The sequence below is a fragment of the Marinobacter sp. genome (assembly GCF_034669625.1).
Taxonomy (GTDB): Bacteria; Pseudomonadota; Gammaproteobacteria; order Pseudomonadales; family Oleiphilaceae; genus Marinobacter.
This window is the reverse complement of record NZ_JAXMOY010000007.1, coordinates 131,372-157,735: the sequence shown is the minus strand read 5'-3', so window position 1 is coordinate 157,735 and position 26,364 is coordinate 131,372. Positions and strand designations below refer to the sequence as shown.

General features: G+C 56.2%; 28 protein-coding genes. 18 read left to right on the top strand and 10 right to left on the bottom strand.

All coding sequences use genetic code 11. The features are described 5' to 3' along the window. Positions 1 to 67 precede the first annotated feature (67 nt). Entirely contained in the window at positions 68 to 724 is a 657-nt protein-coding gene (locus VOI14_RS08775) for a pentapeptide repeat-containing protein (RefSeq protein ID WP_323751662.1), read from the top strand. A gap of 25 nt (positions 725 to 749) precedes the next feature. Here VOI14_RS08775 and VOI14_RS08770 read toward each other — a convergent pair whose 3' ends face one another. Together VOI14_RS08770 and VOI14_RS08765 are read right to left on the bottom strand one after the other, a co-directional pair. Continuing rightward, complete coding sequence (locus VOI14_RS08770; RefSeq protein ID WP_323751661.1) at positions 750 to 1,406, bottom strand: response regulator transcription factor; 657 nt, start codon at positions 1,404 to 1,406, stop codon at positions 750 to 752. Then, positions 1,403 to 2,617 carry an ATP-binding protein gene (locus VOI14_RS08765; RefSeq protein WP_323751660.1) on the bottom strand — a complete coding sequence of 405 codons (1,215 nt, stop codon included), beginning with the start codon at positions 2,615 to 2,617 and terminating at the stop codon, positions 1,403 to 1,405. The genes VOI14_RS08770 and VOI14_RS08765 overlap by 4 nt, the downstream gene beginning before the upstream one ends. Positions 2,618 to 2,780: 163 nt before the next feature. On the opposite strand from VOI14_RS08765, the gene VOI14_RS08760 reads away from it, so the two are divergent. The 5 genes from VOI14_RS08760 to VOI14_RS08740 all read left to right on the top strand — a co-directional run bounded on the left by VOI14_RS08760 (position 2,781) and on the right by VOI14_RS08740 (position 7,505). Next, positions 2,781 to 3,968, top strand: a complete 1,188-nt coding sequence (locus VOI14_RS08760) for an ABC transporter substrate-binding protein (RefSeq protein ID WP_323751659.1) — start codon at positions 2,781 to 2,783, stop codon at positions 3,966 to 3,968. A 40-nt stretch (positions 3,969 to 4,008) separates the two neighbouring features. After that, positions 4,009 to 4,983, top strand: coding sequence for a YVTN family beta-propeller repeat protein (locus tag VOI14_RS08755; protein ID WP_323751658.1), 975 nt, complete (start codon positions 4,009 to 4,011; stop codon positions 4,981 to 4,983). Next, positions 4,980 to 5,702 carry an ABC transporter ATP-binding protein gene (locus VOI14_RS08750; protein WP_323751657.1) on the top strand — a complete coding sequence of 241 codons (723 nt, stop codon included), beginning with the start codon at positions 4,980 to 4,982 and terminating at the stop codon, positions 5,700 to 5,702. The genes VOI14_RS08755 and VOI14_RS08750 overlap by 4 nt, the downstream gene beginning before the upstream one ends. Before the next feature lie 2 nt (positions 5,703 to 5,704). Then, a complete protein-coding gene (locus VOI14_RS08745; protein ID WP_323751656.1) occupies positions 5,705 to 6,508 on the top strand; it encodes an ABC transporter permease in 804 nt (267 codons plus the stop codon). 319 nt (positions 6,509 to 6,827) lie between these two features. Further along, a complete protein-coding gene (locus tag VOI14_RS08740) occupies positions 6,828 to 7,505 on the top strand; it encodes a response regulator (RefSeq protein ID WP_133007681.1) in 678 nt (225 codons plus the stop codon). A gap of 32 nt (positions 7,506 to 7,537) precedes the next feature. Here the strand turns inward: VOI14_RS08740 and VOI14_RS08735 are convergent, their stop codons facing one another. The 4 genes from VOI14_RS08735 to VOI14_RS08720 form a co-directional block, all read right to left on the bottom strand. Then, on the bottom strand, positions 7,538 to 9,811 hold the full coding sequence (locus tag VOI14_RS08735) for a NahK/ErcS family hybrid sensor histidine kinase/response regulator (protein WP_416361400.1): 2,274 nt from the start codon (positions 9,809 to 9,811) through the stop codon (positions 7,538 to 7,540). Beyond that, positions 9,786 to 10,946: a nitric oxide-sensing protein NosP gene (gene nosP / locus VOI14_RS08730; RefSeq protein WP_416361399.1), complete on the bottom strand. Its 1,161-nt coding sequence runs from the start codon at positions 10,944 to 10,946 to the stop codon at positions 9,786 to 9,788. The genes VOI14_RS08735 and nosP overlap by 26 nt, the downstream gene beginning before the upstream one ends. A gap of 232 nt (positions 10,947 to 11,178) precedes the next feature. Beyond that, complete coding sequence (locus VOI14_RS08725; protein WP_323751654.1) at positions 11,179 to 12,276, bottom strand: porin; 1,098 nt, start codon at positions 12,274 to 12,276, stop codon at positions 11,179 to 11,181. Positions 12,277 to 12,450: 174 nt separating this feature from the next. Then, entirely contained in the window at positions 12,451 to 13,830 is a 1,380-nt protein-coding gene (locus VOI14_RS08720) for a WS/DGAT domain-containing protein (RefSeq protein ID WP_323751653.1), read from the bottom strand. Positions 13,831 to 14,137: 307 nt separating this feature from the next. Between VOI14_RS08720 and VOI14_RS08715 the strand changes: the two genes are divergently transcribed. Beyond that, positions 14,138 to 15,061 (top strand): alpha/beta hydrolase, encoded by a 924-nt coding sequence (locus tag VOI14_RS08715; RefSeq protein WP_323751652.1) that lies wholly within the window; start codon positions 14,138 to 14,140, stop codon positions 15,059 to 15,061. An 83-nt stretch (positions 15,062 to 15,144) separates the two neighbouring features. Beyond that, the gene (locus VOI14_RS08710) at positions 15,145 to 15,894 is read left to right on the top strand and encodes an FFLEELY motif protein (protein ID WP_323751651.1); all 750 of its coding nucleotides are present in this window, start codon (positions 15,145 to 15,147) and stop codon (positions 15,892 to 15,894) included. A 6-nt stretch (positions 15,895 to 15,900) separates the two neighbouring features. Here the strand turns inward: VOI14_RS08710 and VOI14_RS08705 are convergent, their stop codons facing one another. Next, the gene (locus tag VOI14_RS08705) at positions 15,901 to 16,179 is read right to left on the bottom strand and encodes a polyhydroxyalkanoic acid system family protein (protein ID WP_323751650.1); all 279 of its coding nucleotides are present in this window, start codon (positions 16,177 to 16,179) and stop codon (positions 15,901 to 15,903) included. 116 nt (positions 16,180 to 16,295) lie between these two features. On the opposite strand from VOI14_RS08705, the gene ubiE reads away from it, so the two are divergent. From ubiE to VOI14_RS08655, 10 genes are all read left to right on the top strand, one after another. After that, positions 16,296 to 17,078, top strand: coding sequence for a bifunctional demethylmenaquinone methyltransferase/2-methoxy-6-polyprenyl-1,4-benzoquinol methylase UbiE (gene ubiE / locus VOI14_RS08700; protein ID WP_323751649.1), 783 nt, complete (start codon positions 16,296 to 16,298; stop codon positions 17,076 to 17,078). Beyond that, positions 17,078 to 17,719 (top strand): ubiquinone biosynthesis accessory factor UbiJ, encoded by a 642-nt coding sequence (locus VOI14_RS08695; protein ID WP_323751648.1) that lies wholly within the window; start codon positions 17,078 to 17,080, stop codon positions 17,717 to 17,719. Before ubiE ends, VOI14_RS08695 begins: the two co-directional genes overlap by 1 nt. Further along, positions 17,716 to 19,359: a ubiquinone biosynthesis regulatory protein kinase UbiB gene (gene ubiB / locus VOI14_RS08690; protein ID WP_323751647.1), complete on the top strand. Its 1,644-nt coding sequence runs from the start codon at positions 17,716 to 17,718 to the stop codon at positions 19,357 to 19,359. Before VOI14_RS08695 ends, ubiB begins: the two co-directional genes overlap by 4 nt. A 32-nt stretch (positions 19,360 to 19,391) precedes the next feature. Further along, entirely contained in the window at positions 19,392 to 19,856 is a 465-nt protein-coding gene (locus VOI14_RS08685; protein ID WP_323751646.1) for a DUF1643 domain-containing protein, read from the top strand. A gap of 54 nt (positions 19,857 to 19,910) precedes the next feature. After that, the gene (gene hisI / locus VOI14_RS08680) at positions 19,911 to 20,327 is read left to right on the top strand and encodes a phosphoribosyl-AMP cyclohydrolase (RefSeq protein WP_323751645.1); all 417 of its coding nucleotides are present in this window, start codon (positions 19,911 to 19,913) and stop codon (positions 20,325 to 20,327) included. 12 nt (positions 20,328 to 20,339) lie between these two features. Further along, positions 20,340 to 20,669 (top strand): phosphoribosyl-ATP diphosphatase, encoded by a 330-nt coding sequence (locus VOI14_RS08675; protein WP_114334747.1) that lies wholly within the window; start codon positions 20,340 to 20,342, stop codon positions 20,667 to 20,669. Between the two features lie 85 nt (positions 20,670 to 20,754). Further along, positions 20,755 to 20,982: a Sec-independent protein translocase subunit TatA gene (tatA, locus tag VOI14_RS08670; protein WP_323751644.1), complete on the top strand. Its 228-nt coding sequence runs from the start codon at positions 20,755 to 20,757 to the stop codon at positions 20,980 to 20,982. 11 nt (positions 20,983 to 20,993) lie between these two features. Next, positions 20,994 to 21,389 carry a Sec-independent protein translocase protein TatB gene (gene tatB / locus VOI14_RS08665; protein WP_323751643.1) on the top strand — a complete coding sequence of 132 codons (396 nt, stop codon included), beginning with the start codon at positions 20,994 to 20,996 and terminating at the stop codon, positions 21,387 to 21,389. Continuing rightward, positions 21,386 to 22,171, top strand: coding sequence for a twin-arginine translocase subunit TatC (tatC, locus tag VOI14_RS08660; RefSeq protein ID WP_323751642.1), 786 nt, complete (start codon positions 21,386 to 21,388; stop codon positions 22,169 to 22,171). Before tatB ends, tatC begins: the two co-directional genes overlap by 4 nt. Beyond that, positions 22,168 to 22,887 (top strand): 16S rRNA (uracil(1498)-N(3))-methyltransferase, encoded by a 720-nt coding sequence (locus VOI14_RS08655; RefSeq protein ID WP_323751641.1) that lies wholly within the window; start codon positions 22,168 to 22,170, stop codon positions 22,885 to 22,887. The genes tatC and VOI14_RS08655 overlap by 4 nt, the downstream gene beginning before the upstream one ends. Here the strand turns inward: VOI14_RS08655 and VOI14_RS08650 are convergent. The 3 genes from VOI14_RS08650 to ubiH all read right to left on the bottom strand — a co-directional run bounded on the left by VOI14_RS08650 (position 22,884) and on the right by ubiH (position 26,349). Then, positions 22,884 to 23,798 (bottom strand): DUF808 domain-containing protein, encoded by a 915-nt coding sequence (locus VOI14_RS08650; RefSeq protein WP_323751640.1) that lies wholly within the window; start codon positions 23,796 to 23,798, stop codon positions 22,884 to 22,886. The genes VOI14_RS08655 and VOI14_RS08650 overlap by 4 nt on opposite strands. A gap of 66 nt (positions 23,799 to 23,864) precedes the next feature. Next, entirely contained in the window at positions 23,865 to 25,088 is a 1,224-nt protein-coding gene (locus tag VOI14_RS08645; RefSeq protein WP_323751639.1) for an FAD-dependent oxidoreductase, read from the bottom strand. Continuing rightward, complete coding sequence (gene ubiH / locus VOI14_RS08640) at positions 25,078 to 26,349, bottom strand: 2-octaprenyl-6-methoxyphenyl hydroxylase (RefSeq protein ID WP_323751672.1); 1,272 nt, start codon at positions 26,347 to 26,349, stop codon at positions 25,078 to 25,080. Before ubiH ends, VOI14_RS08645 begins: the two co-directional genes overlap by 11 nt. Between the last annotated feature and the right edge of the window lie 15 nt (positions 26,350 to 26,364).

Sequence of the window (26,364 nt, the reverse complement as noted above, 5' to 3'; positions counted from 1 at the left end):
TACCACAAAGGCTCGGCCATGCCGGGCCTTTGTGGTGCCTCGTTATGCATGGCAAAGAGCGCTCAATATGAAAACACTGATCTCAGCAACCCTGTTGGCTATCGCAGCTTTTCCGGCCACGGCCACAGATGACATGGCTCATTTAGACACCGTTCCTGTTATTAACGACTGCAAACTGCAGACAGAAACCGTCTGCCCGAAAGCGGATCTTCAGGGCGCAGACTTGTCGCACATGGACCTCCGCTCTGCAGATTTTCGGGGAGTCAATCTACAAGGTGCCAATCTCAGCCACACAAATCTCCGGGGAGCCAACCTGGACGGCGCCAACCTGGACGGCGCAACTGGCTACCGACTCCAGCTTTACCGCGCGTCGATACGAGGTGCAAAAGCACGCAATGCAACATTACCCGGACTACAGGGAGAGTACCTGTTTGCCCAAGGCGCCGACTTTAGTGGTTCGGATCTGTCAGGCGCCAACTTTGCATTTTCCCGCTTCTCCGGAGCAACGCTCATCGAGACCAAAGCGCCGTTTAGCAGCTTCGAAATAGCGTGGCTCCCGAAAGCCAATCTACAAGGTGCGGACTTGACCGGGTCGGATCTTCAGGAGGCTAAATTCGGGCACGCTAATCTGGCCGGAGCACGGTTATCCGGGGCGAGAATTCATTTTGCCACTTTCGAAGGCACCTTCATGGAGGGCTGCACAGATTGCCCACATGACTGGTAAACGAACAGAAGCGGGCGAGGCCGATTCAGGCTCGCCCGGCGCGACCCTCCTGCCCTAAACGCAACAACCCGGCATCCACCGCCAGATGCACCAGCTCAATCGACGATTCCACCTGCAATTTGCTTTTCAGTAGTGCCAGATGATTGGACACGGTTTTATTACTGATGCACAAGCGCTCTGCCATTTTCGACACTGAGTCTCCACGGGCAAACATGAGCAGAACTTCCATCTCACGCTGAGTCATGTCCCGAAGACGATGATCCACGGGGCGCTCTTGATTTAACGCCAGCCGGGTTGCTATAGGGTGTTCAATGTAGGGTTTCCCCGCGGCCACCCAACGCACTGCCTCGGCCAGCTCCTCCGGCGCGCAGTTCTTGGAAACAAAGCCCATGCCGCCCACTTCCAGCGCCTGCCTGACCATGGGCAGCTCATCATGCATGGTAAAGAACAAAATTGCCGCGCCCCGCCAACGCTGACGAATCCGGCGAGCCACCTCCAGACCGGAGACATCCGGCAAGCCCATATCCAGCAGCAGCACATCAGGCTGTACGCTGCCATACCGAGCAATGGCATCCAGCCCGGCATCCAGCTCGGTGATGGCCACCGCCGGTAAAAGATTTCGCAACAGATTGGCGATGCCCTGCCGAACCACCTGGTGATCATCCACAATCATCAATTTCATACATTAACCTCCGGCATCACCAGTAAGACTCGAGTGCCTTTGCCCGGTTGACTAAGCAGCTTCATCTGGCCTCGCAAACAGCGAGCCCGCTCTCGCATAGAACGCACGCCTAACCCCTTTGAGCCGGCATGCTCACCAACCCCCTGACCGTTATCACAGACCTCCACTTCAAGTGCGCCGTTTGATCGGGACACTGTCAGGGACACCCTCGTGGCTTTGGCATGACGGGATATGTTGTTCAACGCTTCCTGTAAGAAACGGTATAAATGCGTCTGCTGTTCACCGGTCAGAGCCGGCAAACCGTCATCCACCGTCAGGTCACAGTTCAACCGGCTTAGTTGTTGCCATCGTTCAGTCAGGTGCCGGATGGCCGCCCCTAACCCCAGTTGCTCCATCACCAGTGGGTGCAGGTCCTGCAACAAATGGCGAAAATGCTTCTGCACTGTTTCGCAATGCTGCCCCAGCTCGCTCGCCTGTTTTTTCTGTTCACTATTGAGCTCCGGGTCATAGAGCCAGGCACGCGCTTGAGCACGGATGCCGGTTACGTACTGCCCCAGGTCGTCATGCAATACCCGCGCAATATGCTCCCGCTCACGGTCCTGAACCTGCAGCAGCTCGGTCATCAACTCCCGAACGGTGTTCTGTTCTTGCTCCAGAGCTTCCGCCATGGAATTGAAGCGCGACACCAGATCATTCACTTCCTGCAGCTCGTGCCGCTTCAGCCGCGAGGTCAATTGCCCATTCTCAATCGCCACCATGGCCTGACCCAGTTCTGCCAAAGGCCGCAGTCCTTGCCTGACGGCCCAACCTAACGCGGCAAAGCACAGCAACATACCCAAGAGAAAGGCACAGGAGATCAGAACGAAACTTTCCCAGATCTCGCCGACCTCGTCCGAGGGCGCAAGTTGCCAGCCGTTGGTCGTCGGGAGATGGAGATCGCCGGCCAACAAACGGGCAAACCATGCCGGCACGTCACCAGAGAGCTCGACCTCCTGACCACCGACAGTAACCGGTCGAAGGTGCCGTATTTCACGAACCAATTCAGGCGCTAACTGGGCTGGAGCCGGCAAACTACTCGCCAGTTCCATGACAGAAACCAGTTCCCGCTCAATATCCGCCCTCGCCTGCACCGTATAGAACCATCCCCCCACCGAATAAACCAACAGGAAAACGACCAACATCAGCAAGGAAATTTTCCGGTAGGCAGTCATATTCTTATCCATTTGGCGGTATTGAAGAGCTTCACACTCATCCTAATCCGGCCAGATTTCACAGGAATAGTTCTTTAGTACCGGCACTTTCCTACTTTATGAATATTTCCGGGACGATTTCCCTCTCATAAGCTGGAAACAAAACAAGATCCGGGAGAAACCCATGAACGGCTTAAACCGACACAGCCTGATAAAAGCCTTCTCAATCGGCACTCTGGCGGGCGCACTGGCAGTCGCTACGCCTGCCGCTGCTCTGGACATTCGTATCGGTTATATCCAGTTCGTTCCGGATCAGGGGCCGGTGCTCTCCAATGTCATACCGGAACCGGAAAATGCCGGCGCCATCGGCGCGGAACTGGCAGTAAAAGACAACAATACAACCGGGAAATTTCTGGGCCATAACTACACGCTGGAGACCCGTGTGGTTGACTCCGAAGAGTCTGCCCTGATCGCCTTTACCGAACTTCAAAACACCGACATCGATCTGTTCGTTACCCGCGTTCCCCGAACGGTCCTGGGCAACATCAGCGAACACGCTGACGACGACACGCTGTTATTCAACGCGGGAGCAAAGGACGACAGCCTCCGAACCCTCACCTGCCATGCCAATCTGCTACACACCATGCCCAGCCACGCCATGCTGGCTGATGCCCTCGGTCAGTGGTTAAGGCAACGACGCTGGCAAGAGGTCTTCCTCATTACCGGCCCGACAGAGGAAGATCAGGCCTGGGCCGCCGCCTTTCGCCGTGCCAGCCTGCGCTATGGTCTGGACATTGTAAAAGACAAACCCTGGACCTTCGATGCCGACCTGCGCCGGACCGCATCAAAGGAGCTGCCTTTATTCACCCAAGCGAGCGACTACGATGCCGTCGTCGTGGCCGATGTCCGGGGCGACTTTGGCGAATACATTCCCTTCAATACCTGGCTACCACGCCCGGTTGTCGGCACTCAGGGCATGATGCCGGTTGCGTGGCACAGGGTGGTTGAGAGCTGGGGCGCGGCCCAATTGCAGAGCCGCTTTACCGATCTTTCCGGACGTGACATGACCAGCGAAGACTACGCGGCCTGGGCCGCTGTTCGCGCCATTGGTACCGCAGTGACCGCCATCAGCAGTGCAGAAGCCCAAGCCATCAGGACCTTACTGTTCAGCGATGATTTCGATCTTGCCGGCTTCAAAGGCCGGAAGCTCAGCTTCCGGGACTGGAACGGACAGCTGCGCCAACCCATTCCTCTGGTACACCCACGGGGTTTAGTGGCCCAGGCGCCATTCGAAGGTTACCTGCACCCGACCAGCGAGCTCGACACCCTTGGTTACGACAAGCCAGAAAGCAAATGCCGGATCAACAACTGACCGCACCGGCGGCAGCTATCACAACAACAAGGAGTTACCCATGAGAACCGCGTTTACTCAAACAATACTGGCAGCCATGATCGGACTATCAACACCCGCTCTGGCCAGTCTGGCTTACGTTTCCAACGAGAAAGACAACACCCTTTCAATCATTGATACCGAAACTCTTGAGGTCGTAGACACTATCGATGTCGGCCAGCGGCCCCGCGGCATACTGCTGTCCAAGGACTCCAGCAAACTCTATATCTGCGCCAGTGATGATGACACGGTGCAAGTCTTCGACCTGGCTACCCGCAAGATCATCGATACCTTGCCCTCCGGAGAAGACCCTGAGCAATTTTCATTGCACCCCAACAACAAACATCTCTACATCGCCAATGAAGATGATGCCATCGTGACGGTCGTGGATGTTGAGACCAAAGATGTTCTAGCGCAGATTGATGTTGGCATCGAACCCGAAGGCATGGCGGTTAGCCCAAATGGCAAATGGGCTGTGAACACCTCCGAGACCTCCAGCATGCTGCACTGGATCAACACCGAAACCTTTGAGATTGAGAAAAACATCGTCATTGGCCAGCGCCCGCGCCATGTGGAGTTCAGCAAAGACAGCAAAATCGCTTGGGCCTCGGCTGAAATCGGCGGGACGGTTCACATCATAGATGTAGATAAGCTGGAACAAACCCATGAGTTGTCGTTCAAGGTGCCCGGGGTCAGCCCGGATCGCGTTCAGCCGGTTGGCATTGAGCTCACGTCCAACGGCGAGTATGCCTTCGTCGCTCTGGGGCCTTCGAATCACGTTGCGGTAGTGGATGCCAACACTTACGAGGTTCTGGACTATCTGCTGGTCGGCAGCCGGGTATGGCAACTGGATCTGGACAAGGACGAGAAACGCCTCTACACCACCAACGGTGTCTCAGGTGATGTGTCAGTCATCGATGTCGATACGCTGAAAGTCATCAAATCCATTAAAGTAGGCCGCTACCCCTGGGGTGTGGTGGTCGACCCGAATTCATGACTGTCGAGGCCATTAATCTCAGCTTTCGCTACGGAGACAAGACGGTGCTCGATGAGGTCAGTTTCACACTGACCTCTGGCCGCTTTCATGCTCTGTTAGGCCCCAATGGTGCCGGTAAATCGACACTTTTTGGACTGCTCACCCGGCTTTTGGCACTGCACCAGGGGGATGTACGCTTAGCCGGGCAATCCCTGCAGAAACAGCCGGCCGATGCCATGCGCCAGATTGGCGTGGTGTTCCAGCAGAATGCTCTGGACTTAGACCTGACCGTGAGCCAGAACCTGCACTATCATGCCGCGCTACACGGCCTGTCCCGCAAGGAAGCACGCGCGCAAGCAGAACTTGAACTGGAACGTGCCGGCCTGCAAGACCGGGCCAACGACACCGTGCGCACCCTCAATGGAGGCCATCGCCGGCGAGTGGAAATTGCCCGCGCGCTGCTACACCAGCCTTCCTTGCTGTTACTCGACGAGCCCACCGTCGGTCTGGATGTCGCCAGCCGCAAAGCCATTAATAACCATGTCCGAACCCTCTGTGAACAGGATGGCCTGACGGTGCTCTGGGCGACTCATCTGATAGAAGAGGTCCGCCAAGACGATCAGGTGCTGATTTTGCATCAGGGCCGGCTGCTGGCCAATGGCCCTGGCCACACCATCTGCAAAGCCGAGGGCACCTCGAATCTGGCGGAAACTTTCCACGCCCTGACAGGAGCCGGATAACCATGAAAGCCGCTCATTATTGGCGCTGTTTTATCGGCATTCAGGCCCGAGAATGGCTGCGATTCTGGCAACAACGCACTCGCTTCACTAGTGCGCTGGTGCGGCCACTGCTCTGGCTGGTGGTGTTCGCCGCCGGCTTCCGCGCGGTACTGGGCATTTCCATCATTCCGCCCTACCAGACCTACATTACCTACGAAACCTATATCGCCCCTGGCCTCTGCGGCATGATCATTCTGTTCAATAGCATGCAAGGGGCCTTATCGATGGTCTACGACCGGGAATTGGGCAGCATGCGGGTATTGTTGATGAGCCCTATGCCACGGCCATTCCTACTGGTCACCAAACTACTGGCCATGGGGGTAGTGTCGATCGGACAGGTCTATGTGTTCCTGTTGCTGGCACTTCTGGTGGATGTCGAGCCTCCGCTGTGGGGCTATCTGACTGTGTTACCCGCTCTGATTCTCAGCAGCCTGATGCTCGGTGCCTTTGGGTTGCTGATCGCCACGTGGGTCAAGCAGCTGGAGAACTTCGCCGGGGTAATGAACTTTGTCATTTTTCCGATGTTCTTTATGTCCTCGGCACTATACCCGTTGTGGCGTATGAACGAAGCAAGCCCTTGGCTTTACTGGATCTGCCAGTTCAATCCGTTTACCCACGCCGTAGAAGCCATCCGGTTTTCACTCTATTTGGAATGGAACCCCATGGCCTTCGGCATCACAACCGCTGTCACCGTCGTTCTGACGTTACTGGCGACCGCAGGATTCCGGCCCCATCGCACCAAAATACTGGGCACCAAATCAACTTGATCGGACAAAAGCCCAAAACTTGGTCAAATCCGGGTTATAGAAGACAGACTTCTACCTGCGCGACGCCAACGCCGAAGGCCTCAAAAGCATAGTACTTTAGTGCTTGTTTTTTGGTGCGATGGTCGCATTCAACCCAAGGCGCAGATGGCGTGTAATGACACCATCACAATAATAAACAGTGAATCGACACCCTCTCCGGCGATTCTCTGTAACGGAGGCCGCCATGCTGAACAAGCTCGATGCCGCACTCTCTTCCGAAAACCGTTATCATAATTCGGAAGCCATCCCTCATAATGAAAACAAACAGGTAGAACCGCCCATGGAGCCGGCTTACAAGATTCTGATTGCCGACGACCACCCGCTGTTCCGGGAAGCCATCAGCAGTGTCATCGCGTCTGGCTTTGAAGGCAGCGAGATCCTTGAAACCGCGGATCTGGACAGCGCCCTCGAAATCACCCGAGAGAATGACGATCTGGACTTGATTCTGCTCGATCTGAACATGCCGGGCATGCACGGCTTGAATGGGCTGATCACACTGCGCAACGAGGCACCCACCATTCCGGTGGTGATTGTCTCTGCGGAAGAAGACAAGCAAGTGGTGCTTCAGGCGATCACTTATGGCGCGGTCGGTTTTATTACCAAATCGTCTCCCCGCCCCCAGATGACGGAAGCCATCCAGCAGATATTGAATGGTAATGTCTATCTACCTTCAGACATCATTCGTACCGGCAAGGAAAGCACGCAGCGGCGCACCCGCAGCGAGGAGAACTTGATTTCACCGGAACTGCTGAACTCCCTCACTCGCCGCCAGCTGCTGGTACTGGAGCGCATGGCCAAGGGCGAATCCAACAAGCAGATTGCCTATAACCTCAACATCGCAGAAACCACCGTTAAGGCGCATGTATCTGCAATTCTGAGAAAGCTCGGCGTTCATAACCGGGTACAGGCCATCCTGTCGGCAGGCGATGTGGACTTCAGCCAGTACCTCAAACGCTGAAGGCGGCCAGCCTTACCCGCCGGCGGTTGTGCTCAACGGCGAATAACATGGTTGAGCACACTCCGCAGCTTCAAGGGTTTTACCGGCTTGTTCATCAATAGATAACCCAGCTCACGAATGTGCTGTTTCAGTTCATTGCTGTAGTTCGCAGTGATCATCAACACCGGCGCAGGTTGTGAGCGCTGGCCATTAATCACGGCAACGGCATCCACGCCGTTATCATCGTTATCCAAATGATAGTCCGCCAGCACCAAGTCTACCGGGGCATCCGCGACGTCCACCTGTGTTTCCAGATCGTCGGCGGATACCGCGGTAATTACTTGGCAGCCCCAGCCTTCGAGCAGGGTTTTCATGCCTTGGCAGATAGCCAGATCGTTATCGATCACCCAAACTCTGGCGCCGACCAGGCCGCTGTCGTGCACCACTGGCTGAGGCCTTGGCGAAGCTGGCAGCCTGTGCCGGCGTTCACCGACAGGCACCCGCACCGTGAACACCGAGCCCTTGCCTTCCACCGACGACACTGAGACCTCGTGGCCGAGCATACGGGCAATCTTGTCCACGATAGCCAAGCCAAGCCCCAAGCCTTTGTCGGCGGGTGCGCCATTGGGACGAATCCGTTTGAACTCCTGAAAGATCTCGGTGAGCTTGTCGGCGGGAATGCCTGGGCCAGAGTCCCACACCTGCAGCAGCACATGGTCTCCCTGACGACGGCAACCCAGCAGAATTCTGCCTTGGCCCGTGTAGCGAATGGCATTGGTCAGGAAATTCCGGAGGATGCGGGCCAGCAATTGGGAATCGGATCGCACCACCGCAGAGCTGGGCACAAAATCCAACTGCAGCCTCTCGGCTGAAGCCATTTGCCGGAATTCACGGGCAATGTTGTTGAGTAGATCGCGGAGATCAAAGGCGGTGACATCCGGTGTAATTACCCCAGCATCCAGCTTCGAGATATCCACCAACGTACCCAGCAGGTTTTCGACATCGTCCAGAGAGGTGCTGACCGAGCGTACCAACCCTTCGGCTTTCGGCCCGAAACTGTGTTCCAATAAAGCACTGGTGAACAACCGGGCGGCATTCAGCGGTTGCAGCAGGTCATGGCTAACCGCGGCCAGAAATTTGGTTTTGGACAGGTTCGCCTGTTCGGCTTCTTGCTTAGCTTCCCGCAGCCTGGCTTCCACCGCGGAACGCTCGGCAATTTCTTCTCGAAGTTGCTGGTTCAAGCCGGTCAGCGCCGCAGTGCGCTCTCGAACCCGGTGATCCAGATCATCGTAAGCCTGCTCCAAAGCAATCGAGGTCTTGCGCCGATCGGTAATATCCCGAATCAAGACAAAGAAACCAGTCACCGCGCCGGTGCAATCACGATTAGGCACATAAGATCGCAACATAAAGCGTTGCTCTCCGTGCTCGCCCGCTTCCTCAAATTCGAAGTTCACGCTGTGCCCGTCCAGCACTTCCATAATCTGAGGCAGCAGGCGCTGATAAAACTCGTCAGAATGCACTTCCTCGAGGTGTTTCCCCAAAGGCGACACCCCGTTGCGGCCGTACCAGGCCTGATAGACCTTGTTGCAAAACTGAACCCTGAGATCTGCCCCGACATAGGCTATCAACGCCGGCACATGATCGGTAACCACCCGTATCCAGCGCTCGCTTGCTTCGAGTGCCTTGATGCGTCGGGTCATTTCACTGTTTTTGACGTCGGTAATGTCGGAGTACAACACCACCAAGCCCCCCTCACGGGTAGCTCGTTCGGTCATCTGCACCCAGCGGCCGTTGGAGAGCAGGAAAAGTACCCCCTCAGCATCCTCCTGACGATGCTCTTCCACAATCAAACCGGAACTCTCGGCCAGAGCTTTTACCGCATCGATATGAGTGCCCGCTTTCGGCACAGACACACGGGCATGGCGCCAGTAACTCCGAAAACGGCTGTTGGTTTGAATCAGGCGATGATCACAGTCAAACAGTACGAAGCCATCGGCAATGTTCTCAATGGCATCGCTCAGCCGCTGCCTCGAGGTTTCATCCTCTTCCCGAGCCCGGCTCAGCGCTTTATGACTCGCTTTAAGCTCATCCATGGCCAGATTCAGGGCTTCGGTTCGTTCCCGCACCTGCTCGGCAAGAATGACCGAGTGCTCAAACGCTGCATAAGGCGCAGGCTTGTGCCCGGCACCGGATTCCACGCGAACAATCAGGGCATCGCGGATGCTTCGAAGCCGCTGATTCTCCGCTTCCAGCTCGGCAATCCGGCGGTCTTTATCATCCGGCAGGGGCTGCCCGTTCACACTATCCGGGGAAGTCAGGCTGACCAATGACCACCCCCGTAAAAGTCTGGTTTATGTGCATTCCGTTGAACTGCTCCCCGTAGGAGTTAAAACCAACCACCTTATGTTCCCTCAGAAACGCCGAGACGGCATCCGACTGCTCGGTCAGCTCGGCTTCCAGACGCCGTAAAAAACAGTCACAGGCAAGTGTCACCAAAGGCTTACCGACCACCCGCTCGGAGGCATCAAGCTGCGCCCGCACACTCTCAAGCAAAGACCCCGGATTCATGGCGGTCATCACAATGCCGGTCTCAACCGCACAATAAAACGTGAGGCTGCCATCCGGGTTCACTCGCTGTATCGAACGGACAAAATAATTACCCCCGACCTTTACCCCCAAGGGCTGCAACGCAAACACCTTCCGGTCCAGTTGAGCAACGGGAACACCGACGGTGCGAGCGTATACCTCTGCAGCAGGCTCCGCGTTCAACTCAAAGACGGTACGGGTCTCTGGGCAAGCCCGGGTTACCACAAGCTTATCCGCCTGTTCCTGCATGTGGTGCGTCGAAAACACTCGAAAATCCAGCGGCGTATTCACCAGCATCACCGTTGCCGCACTGCTGTGAAAGCGCCCGTCGAAAAACACATGGGTACCAGCCAGGCGTTCATCGTCTCCGGCAGAACCACCGAACTGGGGTATCGAACCCAAAGCCGCATTCAGGGTTGCCAGGACCAGCTCTTCCCGACTCGAAAGGCCATCAAGCATGGTTATCGCGAAGGTATTGCCTTTTACGGGCGCCAAGCGGGCTTCACGACAAGTATTAAGCAACCGGTCAATCACGCTCTGTGCGTTCTGCAGCGTGAAACCGTCAAATTCATCGATCAGCGCGCAATCAATGGCAAAGTAACGGGCATCAAACCCCAGCGCGCTGATGCAACCCCGGTCATACCCCTGCTCGGTGATCTCTCCCGCAGACGTACAGCCGTAAACACGCGCATCCGGAAACGCCGCTTGAATCGCAGGCCCAAGACGTTCCAGATCAAATTCAACAGAGCAAAAGAACAGCACGCACCCGAGGTTTGCATGCTGAAGCTGCTCGGCAAGATGCGCAGCGGCAAGCTCTGGTTCCCGTATGCTGACGCTGGCGGTTCGAACCGCCGGTTCCTGATTGTCTGCGTGCATTGAAAGGGCCCTTGGGCAACGGGGAGATTGCTCCGATTCTACGCCGTTGCCAGAACAGGGAAATTCGACTTCAGTGCTTTTTATTGGTTCGCCAAAACGGTGATAACCCATTGATTATTAACCCCAAAAATCAATGACCGGTGACACAGCCTGGTTTCGGCACAAGAAAACCGGCACTTTAGTCGGAAAAACAGGCGGGTGCCGGTGCCAGAACTGGCACCGGCCGGGCGGATCAGAAGGTTACAATTGCGCCCACAGCCAGGGTGTCAGTATCGACGACAGTGACATCCGATGACTTGGTTTTCTGCTCAAACAGGTTGTATTCGGCCACCAGCTTGAAGCTGCTGTTGACGTCGTGGAACACGGCAAACGAGGTGTTCTCGGTGTCAAAATCGCCCTGTTCCGAATCCGTTTCGCCATAAGACACCACAAACCGGTTCGCGCCCAGCGTGTAAGAACCCTGTAGCAAGTAACCATCCGCATCGTCTTCTGACGCCAGAGCGGAGTCGCTGATCAACACCGGCACATCCCCTTCCGATTTAAAACCGGACGCAGTCACCGAGAAACCCGCTACCGCGGCTTTCAGACCATAACCGACGCCCCGACTGTCAATTTCCGTTGTTGCATTCTCTGAGCTCTGGTGACGACCATTTAACCAGCCGGTCAGAGCCAGCCCTTCAACATCAACACTGTAGGTAACCTCTGCTTCAAAACGAGGAAGCGATTGTTCAGAGCCCGCGCCGGTTGTATTGGCCGGTTCAAAGATACCCGTAGCCACCTTCAAGCCACCCAAGTCCGGTGATCGATAGGTAATCTGCGCCGAAGGGTTTGGATAGGGATAACCGGTGCGGATATTACCGAAGGAGACCCCCGTCGCCGCGCCGGGAGAACCAAACCCCATCAGTAATTCATCAAGGAAAATGTTGGAACGGGCATACAACCCAAAATCCTTACCGATCAGTACCTGACCAAAGTCACCGTCGACCGTGGCGTAGAGCTGGCGCACGTCAATACTGGTGTCGGTAGGCGACTGCAGACTGTCGTTAATGGTGCTCCAGAATGAAGAACGGCCACCAAGAGTCAGATCTCCTACTTCTTTACTGAAGTTGAAGCCGATGGTGTTGGGCAGAAAACCCATTTTGACATCGGAATTGCGAACATCGCCGACCTTGTCATCACGATTCACATAAAAAGCATTGAAATAACCATCTGCGGAAAAAGCGGTTCCATCCTGATTGTAGATCTCAACGGCGGCCTGAGCCCCTGCGCTCCCTCCCATCACTGCGGCTACCGCAAGTAACAACCCTGACTTTCTCATCTTATTGTTCATACATCCCCCGGTTATTGTTTGAAATCTGGGATCAGGAGCCGCCGCACGGAACAGCAGCTCCAGGCACAATTGCGCGCCTGAGGACCATAGTCAGGGAATGGAAAGTCAGAGAATATTGTTCGTGAGAGCAGGTTGCCTGCTCATTTGGGAGGCATGAAATATGGAACTTTCGACTTACGACTCGCCCGAAAGTTGCGCCAATTCAGACAGGCAATCGTCTAAAAACTCATCAGGTGCCATCAGAACAGCCTCATCGGCCACCACACCAAACTGCACCTGATCCGCGTAACTGACAACGCTCACACCCAAGCCGATATCGCCGGCCTGGGGCACCCAGAACATCTGCTCTTTAATGGCGCAACCGGCCAGATACCGAGTTTCCGGCGTGCCTCGCACATTGGAAACCACCGCCGAGGCTTTGCGGAAGAACAAATCGGCCAGCGGTTTTCTACCGACTTCCGGCAACAACGGAGCACAAGCGGTCAGCCCCCAGGAAAGACCCGGCTGAATGCTTTTCTTAAGTTTTCGGGTTTCATGCTTTACGCGGAACAGGCGCTCCGGAGCGCTTTCCCCGTCCACGGGCAGCGGCACGAAGACCGTTCCGAAGCAATTGCCGAGCTCACCGGCTTCCGGCTTTATACCTTTGGGCATCTGAACGCGAATATCCACAGGCACCGCTGCGTGCATCACCGCGTCGTTGAGCTGTTCCGGGGTCATACCGAGCTTGGGGCGAACAGCGGCAGCCACGCAAGCCAACAACACATCGTTGATGGTCGTATGGGTGGCTTTGGCGATCTTTCGGAAGCGCTCCAGTTCAACCGGCGCCGACCAACTGCAGCTGCGGCGCCCAAGTAATGGTTGTTTGAGGTCAGAGGGGGTTTCTTCTTGTTCGATCAAAAACTCACTGATCTTGTGCACAATGCGTGCACCGTTATGCACCGCCTTGCTCACCTGCTTTTGCGCCGAGCCGGCGCCTCCGCCAGGCATGTCGGCGGCTCCTGACTGGGGCAACATGGAACCCAGCCATTGCTGGGCTGTTTCCATCCACTGACCTAGCTTTGGCAGCTCCGGAGCACCGTATAAGGCAGGGTACTGTCTCGGAGAAGACGGACACAATTGATCAAAAACCCCCAAGAGTGACAGGCCATCGGCGTAGCAATGGTGAATTCTCAGTAACAGCGCCGCCCCACCTTCTGCGTTCGGTGCCAGCCAGAACTTCCAGAGGGGTCGATACAAAGGCAAAGGATCATTCAAGCGGGTAGAAACCCAGTGCTTTAGCTCGGTTTGGTTAAACCGATCCTGCACCACATCCAAATGACGAGCGCAGTTGAAGGTGGGGTCAGCCTGCCAATACCAAGCAGGTGCGCGCCAGACGGGACGATAATGAAAGCGCTGCCAAGACGCCCAATACACATTCAAAAACTCCCGGAAGCGACTGGCCGTGAGGCCGTCAACCCGGAGCATGACGGTGATGGTCATGGGGTTATCCGGCTGTTCCAAAGCCAGCCAGGCCGAATCCGAAGGCAGCATTAAATGCGATTGCTCTTGGCTCAAACCTGAAGTTCCCCGATGATTGTCTTGTTATTGCGAGTCCCGCATTGTGCCAGAGTCAGAGTACCGTCTCCATAATCTAACCACCCCGCACGATTACAAAAAATTACGTTACTCTTCGGTTTCACTCTATACTCAAGCTATCGCTTGGTGCGATTGTTATACAATAGGTCAGGAGCACAGCGCTTGACTCAAAATATGGCGCGGCTCGGGCTCAGGTGCCAATTCGCACATGAAACCATCGCGCTATAACGGAAACACAGGCTACCAACAACCAAACAACAGGTAGCTGTGCCGGGAGAAACAAACTATGAAAGCCAGTCACATCCGCAAACTGATCAAACCGATCGATATCGCCTATTCCGAGATGTTCTCGGGACGAGTCTATCGGGTCGGTAAAGGTGCGGTGTCCACTCGCAACCATAGCAGCGCGGCTGAACACACGGTTATTGGCGTGCATGGTTTTCTGGAAAACCATTGTTACTTCACCCAAACATACGATGCCCCGACCACCGAACTCATCCTGCTGACCTGCAGCAACTACCACATTCCAGTCAATGGCGTGACGCCTGAACAGGCGGAGTGGGAAGTGCCCATCAAATTTCTGGAAGGCACCATCGAGTACGATGCCTGCATCCTGAACCAGGCACTGCAAAACCTGCCCACAACCCCCAACATTCGCCTTCATGGCCATTCCCGCGGCGGCGCTGTGATTCTGGAAGCCATTCGTCAGTGGCCCGAGCTGTACGAAGATGTCGAAGTTGTTCTGGAGGCACCCGTGCTTCCGCAAGGCAAGCTGCACGCACTCGTGACAACGTTACTAGAACCCGTCAGCCATGGCATGTGGCCCTGGATCATCCGTCTAATTAACAGTGCCCCGCAATCAGCCTACGGCCAGACCTTTTTTGGCAAAATGAATCCACGCAAGCGCCAGCTTTTAAGTAAGCTGTTCTGTGCCACCAAAGATCACCTGACCATTGTCCGCAATATCGAGGACATCATGGAGTGGATGGCCCGTACAGACTGCTCGGTCTATCAGAACATTCGCTACGGCACCTTCCTGATTCCGGCAACTGACCGTATTCTGGACCGCACAGCCATGCTAGCCAGTGCCAAAACCAGCCCGACCACCATGCGCATTGTCGAGACCAATGCACCCAGCCACTTCGTCACGCTCGACAGCACCGAGTGGCTACCTGACTTCGAACCGATCCCGAAAACCGCTCAGTCCTGACTCCAGGCCGCAAGTGACGGGTGCGCCCGTCGCACAGCTTCGCTAAACTGAGCGCCTTCAAGTTCAGCCTAGTGGAGCCCGGCATGTATCGTGAACGCCTGATCGCAACCGAAGTGCATACCGAAAATGCACACAGGCTTCAGCGTCTGCTGCTCGAGTACCACGATTTCCGCCAGCTCAAATCAAACCATCCACTGCAAGAAGTGACTCTCAAGCTTGCGGATTGGCAGGCTGAACGTCTAAAGAACACCCATCAAGATCTCTATCAACACCCGGGCTACCACAACGGTCTGGAATTCCTGCTGTCTGACCTCTACGCACCCGCCGGTATGACCTGCCGCGATGACAACGTTGACCGGATTTTCCCGAAGATGGTGAAGTGGCTACCCGATCACCTGCTGGGCACCTTTTCGGGGCTCGTCGAGCTGAACCTGGTCACCCAAAGCCTTGATTTAGAGTTGGCGGAATGGTTTCACGACAACCAACGGAACCCCGAACACATCACCATCAAAGACTGGTGCGAAGGCTATCGCGCCAGCGCTCAACTAGAGATTCGAAAACGCCAACTGGAGCTGGTTTCCAGCACCGGCCAGCAGCTGGATCAGTATGTGCGTAATCGAAGCTTGGGGTGGCTGCTGTCGATGACCCGAGGCGCAGCGGAAAGAGCGGAGTTAGGAGATTTGCACAGTTTCCTGCACCGCGGCTACAGCGCTTTTCGGAAGATGGACAAGGTAGATGTGCTGATAGAGCGACTGATCAGCCGAGAACAGAAAGTGATGGAAAACGTACTGGCAGGCCACCCGGAACCCTTCTCGCTCTCGGGTAACCTGTAATTTGGCTTACGCTTTGATGATCTGGTCCAGCTGGGAGTGTATTTCCTGCTCAATGCGAGATTTGAACGGCCGAAGCATCATGCCCAACTCCAGGTGAATGTGCAGATCGGATTCAGCGATATTGAGCTGACCTTTCACGCCACTGCGTTTGAACTTGAGCTGATCGCCTTCCCACAGATAATTCACATCAAACTTCTGCGATAGATCTTTGGCCAAGGTTTCAGCCGCATCGCGAGCGTGTGCTTTGTCCAGCTCATGGGCACGGTGGATATCAATAACAGACATGAATCAGTTTTCTCAGCTATTTGGAAACGGTTTTATAGTGTAAGCCGGTAATAAACTTGTAGCCAACACCTCAACAGTTAGAATACAGCATTCAGATTCTGACAGGACAATCTCCCATGAGCGAGCAGCAAACGCCAGGCACCCCCGGCGACAGCCAGGACGACGTGACCCATTTCGGCTTCCGAAACGTGCCGAAGAGCCAAAAAGCAAGCCAGGTGGCCGAGGTTTTCCACAGCGTCGCGGGCAAGTACGATCTCATGAACGACTTGATGTCTATGGGCATCCATCGTCTGTGGAAGCGTTTCACCATTGAACTGAGCGGCGTTCGCCCCGGCCATCAGGTACTGGACATCGCCGGCGGTACCGGCGACCTGACCATGAAGTTTTCCGATCTGGTGGGGCCATCAGGCAAAGTCGTTCTGGCCGACATCAACGCCTCCATGTTGCAAGTTGGCCGTAGCCGCCTGACCGATCGCGGCTACGCCGGCAACATCGAGTACGTGCAGGCGGATGCCGAACATCTGCCGTTCCCGGACAACAGCTTCAATGCCGTATCCATCGCCTTCGGCCTGCGCAACGTCACCGATAAAGATCAGGCCCTGCGCGACATGACCCGCACCCTGAAGCCCGGTGGCAAATTGATGGTTCTGGAGTTCTCCAAGCCGACCAACCCGCTGCTGAGCAAGGCCTACGACACCTACTCATTCAGTGCGTTGCCGCTGATGGGCCAGTTGTTTGCCGGTGACAGTGAAAGCTACAAGTATCTGGCGGAATCCATCCGTATGCACCCGGATCAGGACACGCTGAAGGGCATGATGGAAAACGCCGGACTGGTGAACTGCAAGTACTACAACATGACCGGCGGCATTGTCGCTCTGCACGTGGGAATCAAGCCCTGATGTTTCCCGGCCCTACGCTCTTGTCTGCGGCCAGCGCCATTGTCGAAACGGCCTTAAACCGGGCATTGGCACTGGACCCCAGCGGTCGTGATGCGTTGTTAAAGGCCCTCGCCGGCCCCGTACAATTCAACATCACCGCCCCGCTTGCCACGAGCTGGACCTTGGGCCGGGTAGGCGAACAGGTGCAGGTGCGAAGCCAACCCGATGATGAGGCCGCGTTAAGCATTTCCGGCAAACCGGTTGCCTTCGCCGCCCTGGCACTGGGAGACGATCGTGTCTTCGCTGACGAACGGTTAAAGGTGATCGGTGACACCGCTCTGGCGCACCAGTTACAGAGGGCTCTGGATCAGCTCGAACCCGACTGGGAAGCCGCCATGGCGCGGCATATTGGCGACCTGCCGGCGCATTTGCTGGGCAAAAGCCTGCGCAACGCTGTGCACTGGAGCCGGAACGCGTTCAACACCATGAACGCCAACGTTGAAGAATACCTCCACGAAGAAAGCCGCGCCCTGCCCGGGCGCCGCGAACTGGAAGCCACTTTTCAGGACATCGACGAGCTTAACCTGCGCACTGAACGTCTCGAAGCCCGCCTGAACCAACTGGAATTGTCCGGTAGCAATACCGATACGGAGAACCTGTGACACGTCTGCAACGCCTGTTCCGAATTGCCTGGGTATTTTGCCGCTATCGGCTGGACACCTTTTTACCTCTGGCGGAACTGCCGACGCCTCTAAAGATTTTTTTCCTGCTGGCCCCCTGGCACCTGTTTCCTCAGCCCAAATTGAGCCGTGGCGATCGATTGCGCTTAGCACTCGAAGAGCTGGGACCAGTGTTCGTAAAGTTTGGCCAAATCCTTTCTACCCGCCGGGATTTGCTGCCCGACGACATGGCCGCATCGCTGAAACAGCTGCAGGACCGGGTGCCGCCTTTCCCCAGCGACCAAGCCCGAGACATCATCGAATCCTCTCTCGGTGCGCCCGTATCAGAGCTCTTTGCCGAATTCGGCGCGGACCCGATGGCCTCTGCCTCTGTGGCTCAGGTTCACCCTGCTACACTGCGCAATGGCCAGAAAGTGGTGGTCAAGGTTCTTCGCCCGGGCATCGAAAAAGTGATTCGCCAGGACCTTGCGCTGATGTACCTTATGGCCGGATTGCTGGAGAAGTATTGGTCCGAAGGTAAGCGCCTGCACCCGGTCGAGGTCGTTGCCGATTACGACGCCACCATCCACGACGAGCTGGACCTGCAACGGGAAGCCGCCAACGCCAGCCAGTTGCGCCGCAACTTTGAAAATTCGCCGCTTATCTACATCCCGTTTATAGATTGGGATTACACCCGCAAGTCCGTGCTGGTGATGGAGCGCATCCACGGCATCCCCATTGCCGACGTAGAGTCGCTTCAAGCCGCTGGCGTGAATATGAAAGTGCTGGCAGAAAAAGGCGTCGAGATCTTCTTTACCCAAGTGTTCCGTGACAGTTTTTTTCACGCCGACATGCACCCGGGCAACATTTTTGTCGACGTATCCAACCCGGCTGACCCGCAATACATCGCCATCGACTTCGGCATTGTCGGTACTCTGGCTCCGGATGATCAAAGCTATCTGGCACGCAACCTGCTCGCGTTCTTCCGACGCGATTACCGCCAGGTCGCTCAGCTGCATGTTCAATCCGGCTGGGTCCCGCCGGAAACTCGCATCAACGAGTTCGAGGCCGCCATCCGCACCGTGTGCGAGCCTATTTTCGAGAAACCACTGAAAGATATCTCGTTCGGGCATTTCCTCTTACGCCTGTTCCAGACCGCTCGGCGTTTCGATATGGAAGTGCAACCGCAATTGGTCCTGCTGCAAAAGACTCTGCTCAACGTGGAAGGACTTGGCCGCCAATTGTATCCAGATCTCGATTTGTGGAGCACCGCGCAACCGTTCCTTGAAAACTGGATGCGTAAGCGGATTGGCCCCTCCGGTCTGATCAAATCGCTACAAACCCACTTGCCATCATGGCTAGAACAGTCGCCGGAAATGCCGCAACTGATTCACGATGCCCTACTTCAATTGCGAAGCGCCGGCCCGACGGAACAACAGAATCAGGACACGCTGGCCTTACTGCGTGAACAGCAGCGCAAAACCGACCGCCGTTGGCGCCGTGGCATCACCGCGCTGGCACTGGTTGGAGTAGCTATCGCCGGAACTCAACCGGGAGCCACAGAATGGGCACAGAACGTGCCACTGTGGTCTTGGGCACTGTTCGCAGCCGCCGGAGCGCTGGTGCTTCGGGGCAGCCGTTAATAATGACCATCGCTACCAATCGCTGAGCCAACATGAATACCCAGACCTATTTTTCTCCCTGTGGACGCTACCGTTATGCTCTTAGCAGGGTTTGGGACAGCGACAAGCCCTGCGTGATGATTATCGGACTGAACCCATCGGAAACCGACGACAACCCCACCATCACCCGCTGCACCAACTTTGCCAACGCCTGGGGCTTTGGTGGCGTTTACGTCACCAACCTGTTTGCCTATCGCGCCGCTACGCCCAATGAGCTGATCACGGCATCCGAACCGGTTGGCGAAGAAAACGATGACTGGCTGGCCCGGTGCGCACAGAAATCGGCACTGACGGTGGCTGCTTGGGGGAATTACGGTTCTCACCTGAAACGCTCAGATCAGGTAAAGCGACTGCTGCCGGACCTACATTGCATTCGGATGAACAAGTCGGGCGAACCCGCTCATCCCTTGTACTTGAAGGCCAGTCTCATGCCTGTAAAACTACCCGTGCAAGATTGATGATACGAACCGCATCTGTCGCGCTTGCACCTACCCTGCTCAGGATTCATAGAAATGAAAGATTTAGCAGATAATCTAGGCTCTCCCAGCTGGTTAGACGACATCCTCTGGACCGAGGACGGCCTGGTACCTGCCATTGCGCAATGCGCCGAAAACGGCGACATCTTGATGATGGCCTGGATGAACCGTGAATCTCTTCAGCTCACGATTGAAGAAGGTCAGGCGGTTTATTGGTCGCGCTCCCGAGGCAAGCTCTGGCGCAAGGGCGAAAGTTCGGGGCATCAGCAGGTCCTCAAAGACATTCGCCTGGACTGCGATGCCGACGTTGTCTTGCTGAAAGTGGAGCAAAAAGGCGGCATTGCCTGTCATACTGGTCGCAGAAGCTGTTTTTACCGGACCCTGAAAGACGGCGAATGGGTCAGTGCCGAGCCGGTACTGAAAGATCCTGACGCGATTTATGGCAGTAACTGAGGAGCAAACACCGTGAGTGATGTACTGGAACGCCTGGCTGAGGTACTCGAGGCACGCAAAGACGCCGCCCCTGACACGTCCTACGTCGCCAGTCTGCACGCCAAAGGCCTGAACAAGATTTTGGAGAAGGTCGGAGAAGAGTGCACTGAAACCCTGCTGGCCGCGAAAGACGCAGAACACTCCGGGGACACCCAGGACGTGATCTATGAAACCGCCGATCTGTGGTTTCACACGATGGTGATGTTGTCCCGCCTCGGTCTGAGTCCGAAAGACGTTACCGATGAACTGGCACGCCGCTTCGATCTATCCGGTCTGGAAGAAAAAGCGTCACGACAATCATAAAGAAGTACCCCGAAGGAGTATTTCCGCCCAAGGCTGTCATTGGCGTACAATGTGAAGCATAGAAACAACTGAACGAGGACCCCTCATGGGTATCAGTATCTGGCAACTTCTTATCGTACTTGGCATCGTTATTTTGCTGTTCGGAACCAAGAAACTTCGGAACATCGGCACCGATCTCGGTGGTGCTATTCGTGGATTCAAGAAATCCATGAGTGACGAAGACGAAAAATCCGGTGAAGCTGACACTTTGGAAAGCCAAAAGGCCGAACAAGCTCAGACTGAAGCGAAAACGCAGGAAAAGCAAAAGAGCTGAGCACCACCTGAATGTTCGATATTGGCTTTGTAGAGCTACTCATTTGCGGCATCATCGCACTGCTCGTCCTCGGTCCGGAGCGGCTGCCTTCTGCTGCCCGGACCGCCGGCCGGTGGGTGGGTGGTGCCCGCCGTATGGTGCGGCAATTCACCTCAGAGCTTGACCGCGAACTGAAAGCGGAAGAACTTCGCGAACAGTTACGCAAAGCCGGTGATGTCGGTCTGGAGGACGTAGAAAAAACCGTCAAAAGCGCTCTGGATGAAGCCAAAAAATACGAAAACATGATTTTGCCAGAGAACAGCCCGGCCAAAACCACGCCCACGCAGTCTGAAAGTGCTCTCTCAGATAACCCGTCAGGTAGCACCCCGGATCAAACCTCAGGGAATTCGTCGGAAAACCGTTCATGAGTTCATCCCCCGATGGCCAACAGGCGTCACACGAGCCGCAGGAAATGCCACTGATCGAGCATTTGCTCGAACTGCGCAACCGTTTGCTGAAAATGGTACTGGCAGTCATCATCTGCTTTGCGGTGATTTACCCCTTTGCCAACGACCTGTACCTGCTGTTGTCGCAGCCATTGCGGGATCTGCTTCCGGAAGGCCAGATGATGATCGCAACCGACATCACCTCGCCGTTTTTCGCACCTCTGAAGCTGGCCTTGGTATTGGCGGTGTTTGCTGCCATCCCCATCATTCTTTACCAGCTCTGGAGCTTTGTCGCACCGGGGCTTTATGCCCATGAGAAGCGATTGGCCTTCCCGCTGCTGTTTACCTCAGTCCTGCTGTTTTATGGCGGCGCCACCTTCGCCTACTTTGTGGTGTTTCCGCTGGTTTTCGGATTTTTTACCGCCATCGGGCCAGAAGGCATCATCGAGCTGCCCGACATCGCCAGCTATCTGAACTTCATCCTGAAGATGTTCTTCGCCTTCGGCGTAGCCTTTGAGATCCCCATTGCCACGGTGCTGGTGATCCTCACCGGCGCGACCACTCCCAACGACCTGGCGGCCAAACGCCCCTATGTGGTGGTTGCCTGCTTCATCATCGGCATGCTGCTGACCCCGCCTGACATCATCTCCCAGACGTTGCTTGCCGTACCCATGTGGATCTTGTTCGAGTTTGGCATTTTATTCGGCCGACTGGCTTACAAAGAGCGACAGGATGGCGACGAGGAAGAGCTGGGCAGCCAATGAATCTGGCCTTGCTGTTTGACGAAGACTTCATCGATACGGACCGCGCACTGTTGCGCGGTCGCCGTTTTGATCATCTGAAAACCGTACTCAAGGCGGGGACCGGTCATCAGCTTCCTGTCGGCCGAGTGAACGGCGCGATGGGCTATGGCGAAGTACTTCGCCTGACCGACACAGAGGTCGAGCTACAGGTCAGCCTGGAGCAACCTGCACCCACCCCCTTGCCGCTGACTCTAATTCTAGCCATGCCCCGCCCCAAAATGTTCCGGCGCACGCTGCAAACCTGCGCTTCGCTGGGCGTCAAAGACATCTGGCTGATCAACAGCTACAAAGTGGAAAAGAGTTTCTGGCAGACGCCCTGGCTGTCCGAGCAAAATCTGCTAGACAACCTGACATTGGGGCTCGAACAAGCCAAAGACACCCTGATGCCACAAGTGCACATTCGTAAACTGTTCAAGCCGTTCGTAGAAGATGAGCTACCGGCTCTACTGGCCGGCAAGCGTGCCCTGGTTGCGCACCCGGGCACGGCTATTCCCTGCCCTACGCATCTGAACCACCCCGCCGCACTGTGCATCGGCCCCGAGGGTGGTTTTACCGATTACGAAGTAGGGAAGCTGGAGGAAGCGGGTTGCCAAAGCGTACACCTTGGCCCTCGCATTCTTCGAGTGGAGACGGCTGTTCCGGTGCTGGTCAGCCGATTATTTGACGCCTGCCTTTAGGCCTTACGCTTCTGCCAGAAGGTGATAACCGGTGTTAGAACCGCCAACAGAATGGCGCCGGCCAGCAGCCCGAACAGGCCATCCCCCAGCGTCGAAACCAGCACACCGCCAATACCCCCGAAACCCTCCGCAAACCCCTTGATGGCCCCAGACACCACCGGAATACCATGGGTAAGAATACCGCCACCCACGAGAAACATGGCGATGGTGCCAACGATCGACAGGGTTTTCATCATATAGGGGGCCAGCCAGAGAATAGCTTCGCCCAAGCGTTTAATCGGCACCGGCTCCTGCTGACTCAGGTACAGACCGCCGTCATCAAGTTTGACGATCCCGGCCACCAGGCCATAAACCACCACCGTTACCCCAACCGCCACAATCGAGAGCACGGCAAACTGCATCTCGATGCTCTGGACCGCCACAATACCCAGGGTGATGGCAATGATCTCCGCGGAAAGAATGAAGTCGGTCCGAATCGCGCCTTTGATTTTGTCCTTCTCCAGCTCTTTCAAGTCCACTTCCGGGCTTTTCAGGGCTTCGTGCAGGTTCTTTTTATGGGCTTCGTTTTCTTCTTTGTGCAGAAATTTGTGCGCCAGTTTTTCGGTCCCCTCAAAGCACAAAAAGGCACCGCCCAACATCAACAACGGCGTGACCAACCAGGGTAGAAAGAAACTGATGGCTACGGCTGCCGGCACCAAAATGCACTTGTTGAGCAGCGAACCTTTGGCGACCGCCCACACCACCGGCAATTCCCGAGCGGGCTTTACGCCAGTGACTTGCTGCGCGTTAAGGGCCAGATCGTCCCCGAGTACTCCCGCCGTTTTTTTGGTGGCGGCTTTGGTCATCAATGCCACATCGTCCAGCACTGTGGCGATGTCATCGAGAAGGGTCAGAAGGCTGGCGCCTGCCATAAACAATTCCTTTATCCGCTGGGGTCGAATTCACTCAAAAAGTTTACGGAATAGTCTTAAGTCGCGCTACCCGTCAATGCCCATGGCCTCGGCCGCAATTCGGGTCTTTAGCGGTGCCAGCTTATCGAACCAACGCATGCCAGCATTACGCAACCAACGAATGGGCAGTTCATCACGAGCAAAGAGCTGTTTGAAGCCTTCCATCGCCGCCATCATGGCGAGGTTCTCGCCTTTGCGGCGACGCTGATACCGGGCCAGCACTAACGCGTCGTCCGGGGCCAAACCGAGCTGTTTCGCACGCCCAAGTTCGTCCAACAGGACGCGCACGTCACCGTAGCCCAGATTTGCGCCCTGCCCCGCCAGCGGATGGATGGTATGGGCGGCATCACCCACCAAGGCCAGTCCATCCGTCACATAATCTTTGGCATGGCGCTGGCGCAGCGGAAAGGCAAATCGTTTGGACACCGCCAATACCTCGCCCAGCTCGCCTTCAATGGCCACTTCCAACTCTTTGCGGAAACGATCGGAGTCCAGCGCCATCAAACGGCGTGCCTCGTCGGTGTCCTGTGACCAGACGAACGAGCAGAAATGCTCGTCACCGGTTTCATTAGCCAATGGCAGAAAGGCCAGCGGTCCGGTGGGGGTAAAACTTTGCCAGGCGGTGTGGCAATGAGATTGGCTGGTGCGGACCGTGCCGACAATCGCTTGCTGGTCGTAATCCCATTCACGGGTAGCCAGACCGCTCCACTGACGTAGACGAGACATCGCGCCATCCGCGCCCACCACCAGATTGGCCGTCAGCAGACGACCGTCTTCCAGCTGAACACCTTCACCGCGAACCCACCCTTGCACCCGCACGCCGTCAAGCAAAGTAACGTCGCTCTCGACCAAGCATTCGAACAAGGCACGGACAATGTTCCGGTTTTCCACAATCGTTCCGAGCGAACGGGCATGGAGTTCGGCAGCATCAAAGTGAATTCGCCCCGTGCCGTCGCCGTCCCACACGATCATCTCGCGGTAGCCGCAATGCCGACCCGCCTGCACCCGAGGCCAGGCCCCCAAGGCTTGCAGCAAGCGCTCGCTGGCCAAAGAAATCGCACTGACTCTTGGCTCGAAACTTTCGACGTTGGCGGCAGTGCCGGAACTCTTCAGCAAGCTATCAACCGGCGCGCCTTCAACAAGCCCCACCTGCCAACCTTGTTGCGACAATCCCAGCGCCAGAGCCGAGCCAATCATGCCGCCCCCGACCACCAAGATGTCAAAACGCTTCACTCCGGACTCATGACTCATGACGAGAGCTCTCCGCGGCGGTGTTAGCGGACAAAATCGCAGGCTTGCGCCCGCCCGTGCCCATGGCTTTACGAGCAAACCAACGCTTGGCTGCGGGCACCAGATCCAGCCCCATCAAGCCCGCGTCACGGGCTAGCGCCAACGGTGGCAGGGCTTGACCGAATACCCGGATCAGCGAATCGGAAAACTGCACCGTTTGCTGCCAATCCTGACGGTGTCGGCGCTGATACTCGCCCAGCACCGACAATGAGCCGATCGACACATCGTTATCGGTGGCCAGACGAAACTGTTCCACCAGCGCCATCAATCCCCGTAATGCGAGGTTGAAACCTTGCCCCGCCACCGGATGCAAGGCATGGGCCGCGTTCCCGACCAGAACCACGCCCGGGCGAACGGCCTCATCCACGGTAGTCAGCTTCAACGGGTAGTGATTGCATTGACCAATGCGGGTGATGCGGCCCAAGCGCCAGCCGAAACGCTCTTGCAACGCACGGCATTTGTCATCATCCGATTGTTCCAGAAGGGCGTCCAGAGCATGGTCGTCCAGCGTCCAGACCAGCGCGGAATCATGCCCGGCGCGCGCAGGCGACCCTTGGGGTAGCATGGCCATGGGGCCTGACTGGGTGAAACGCTCAAACGCGGTGAACTGGTGAGCTTCGCTGGTAGTGACGTTCGCGATCAAGGCATGCTGGCCATAATCCACGGTCCGCGGGAGAAAACCCAGTTTTTCCCGCAACCCGGAACGGCCGCCATCGGCCACGACCAAGCACTGACCGGTTAGCTGCAGCGCTTCGCCATTCTTACGAATGCTGACACGTACACCCTCGCTGAGCGGCGTCATATCCACCACCTCAGCAGGCGCTTCCCAGCGCACATCGGCCGCCAGCAAGGCTCGCATCAGGCAAAGCCCCATCCAGCGATTGTCCGCAACGTAACCCAGGGCTTCCTGGTGATGATCTTTGGCGTGCAGCCGGGTAGCACCAAACCGACCTCGGTCCGAAACATGGATGTGCTGGATCGGCGTAGCATGCTCGGACAATGCCGACCAAAGCCCCAGCTCTTCGAAAATAACCCGGGACCCCCAAGCCAGCGCCGTAGAACGAGCGTCATAACTGGGCTGGTAATCTTCCGGCAGGGCATCCGGCGACAGCGGGAAGCTTTCGACCACCGTCACCCGAAGTTCCGGCACCACGCGAGCCACGGCCAACGCCAAGGTTGCGCCTGCCAAGCCGCCGCCGGCAATGATCAGATCGGTATCCATTCGGGCTTCGGTCAC

Coding starts and splice junctions, on each gene's coding strand:
- VOI14_RS08725 (WP_323751654.1), bottom strand. CDS start 12,276: ATGAACAATAAGATGAGAAAGTCAGGGTTGTTACTTGCGGTAGCCGCA.
- VOI14_RS08645 (WP_323751639.1), bottom strand. CDS start 25,088: ATGAGTCATGAGTCCGGAGTGAAGCGTTTTGACATCTTGGTGGTCGGG.
- tatA (WP_323751644.1), top strand. CDS start 20,755: ATGGGTATCAGTATCTGGCAACTTCTTATCGTACTTGGCATCGTTATT.
- VOI14_RS08760 (WP_323751659.1), top strand. CDS start 2,781: ATGAACGGCTTAAACCGACACAGCCTGATAAAAGCCTTCTCAATCGGC.
- VOI14_RS08655 (WP_323751641.1), top strand. CDS start 22,168: ATGAATCTGGCCTTGCTGTTTGACGAAGACTTCATCGATACGGACCGC.
- VOI14_RS08710 (WP_323751651.1), top strand. CDS start 15,145: ATGTATCGTGAACGCCTGATCGCAACCGAAGTGCATACCGAAAATGCA.
- VOI14_RS08650 (WP_323751640.1), bottom strand. CDS start 23,798: ATGGCAGGCGCCAGCCTTCTGACCCTTCTCGATGACATCGCCACAGTG.
- ubiH (WP_323751672.1), bottom strand. CDS start 26,349: ATGGATACCGATCTGATCATTGCCGGCGGCGGCTTGGCAGGCGCAACC.
- VOI14_RS08755 (WP_323751658.1), top strand. CDS start 4,009: ATGAGAACCGCGTTTACTCAAACAATACTGGCAGCCATGATCGGACTA.
- VOI14_RS08705 (WP_323751650.1), bottom strand. CDS start 16,179: ATGTCTGTTATTGATATCCACCGTGCCCATGAGCTGGACAAAGCACAC.
- VOI14_RS08695 (WP_323751648.1), top strand. CDS start 17,078: ATGTTTCCCGGCCCTACGCTCTTGTCTGCGGCCAGCGCCATTGTCGAA.
- VOI14_RS08775 (WP_323751662.1), top strand. CDS start 68: ATGAAAACACTGATCTCAGCAACCCTGTTGGCTATCGCAGCTTTTCCG.
- tatB (WP_323751643.1), top strand. CDS start 20,994: ATGTTCGATATTGGCTTTGTAGAGCTACTCATTTGCGGCATCATCGCA.
- ubiE (WP_323751649.1), top strand. CDS start 16,296: ATGAGCGAGCAGCAAACGCCAGGCACCCCCGGCGACAGCCAGGACGAC.
- VOI14_RS08685 (WP_323751646.1), top strand. CDS start 19,392: ATGAATACCCAGACCTATTTTTCTCCCTGTGGACGCTACCGTTATGCT.
- VOI14_RS08750 (WP_323751657.1), top strand. CDS start 4,980: ATGACTGTCGAGGCCATTAATCTCAGCTTTCGCTACGGAGACAAGACG.
- VOI14_RS08765 (WP_323751660.1), bottom strand. CDS start 2,617: ATGACTGCCTACCGGAAAATTTCCTTGCTGATGTTGGTCGTTTTCCTG.
- hisI (WP_323751645.1), top strand. CDS start 19,911: ATGAAAGATTTAGCAGATAATCTAGGCTCTCCCAGCTGGTTAGACGAC.
- nosP (WP_416361399.1), bottom strand. CDS start 10,946: ATGCACGCAGACAATCAGGAACCGGCGGTTCGAACCGCCAGCGTCAGC.
- VOI14_RS08745 (WP_323751656.1), top strand. CDS start 5,705: ATGAAAGCCGCTCATTATTGGCGCTGTTTTATCGGCATTCAGGCCCGA.
- VOI14_RS08770 (WP_323751661.1), bottom strand. CDS start 1,406: ATGAAATTGATGATTGTGGATGATCACCAGGTGGTTCGGCAGGGCATC.
- VOI14_RS08715 (WP_323751652.1), top strand. CDS start 14,138: ATGAAAGCCAGTCACATCCGCAAACTGATCAAACCGATCGATATCGCC.
- tatC (WP_323751642.1), top strand. CDS start 21,386: ATGAGTTCATCCCCCGATGGCCAACAGGCGTCACACGAGCCGCAGGAA.
- VOI14_RS08740 (WP_133007681.1), top strand. CDS start 6,828: ATGGAGCCGGCTTACAAGATTCTGATTGCCGACGACCACCCGCTGTTC.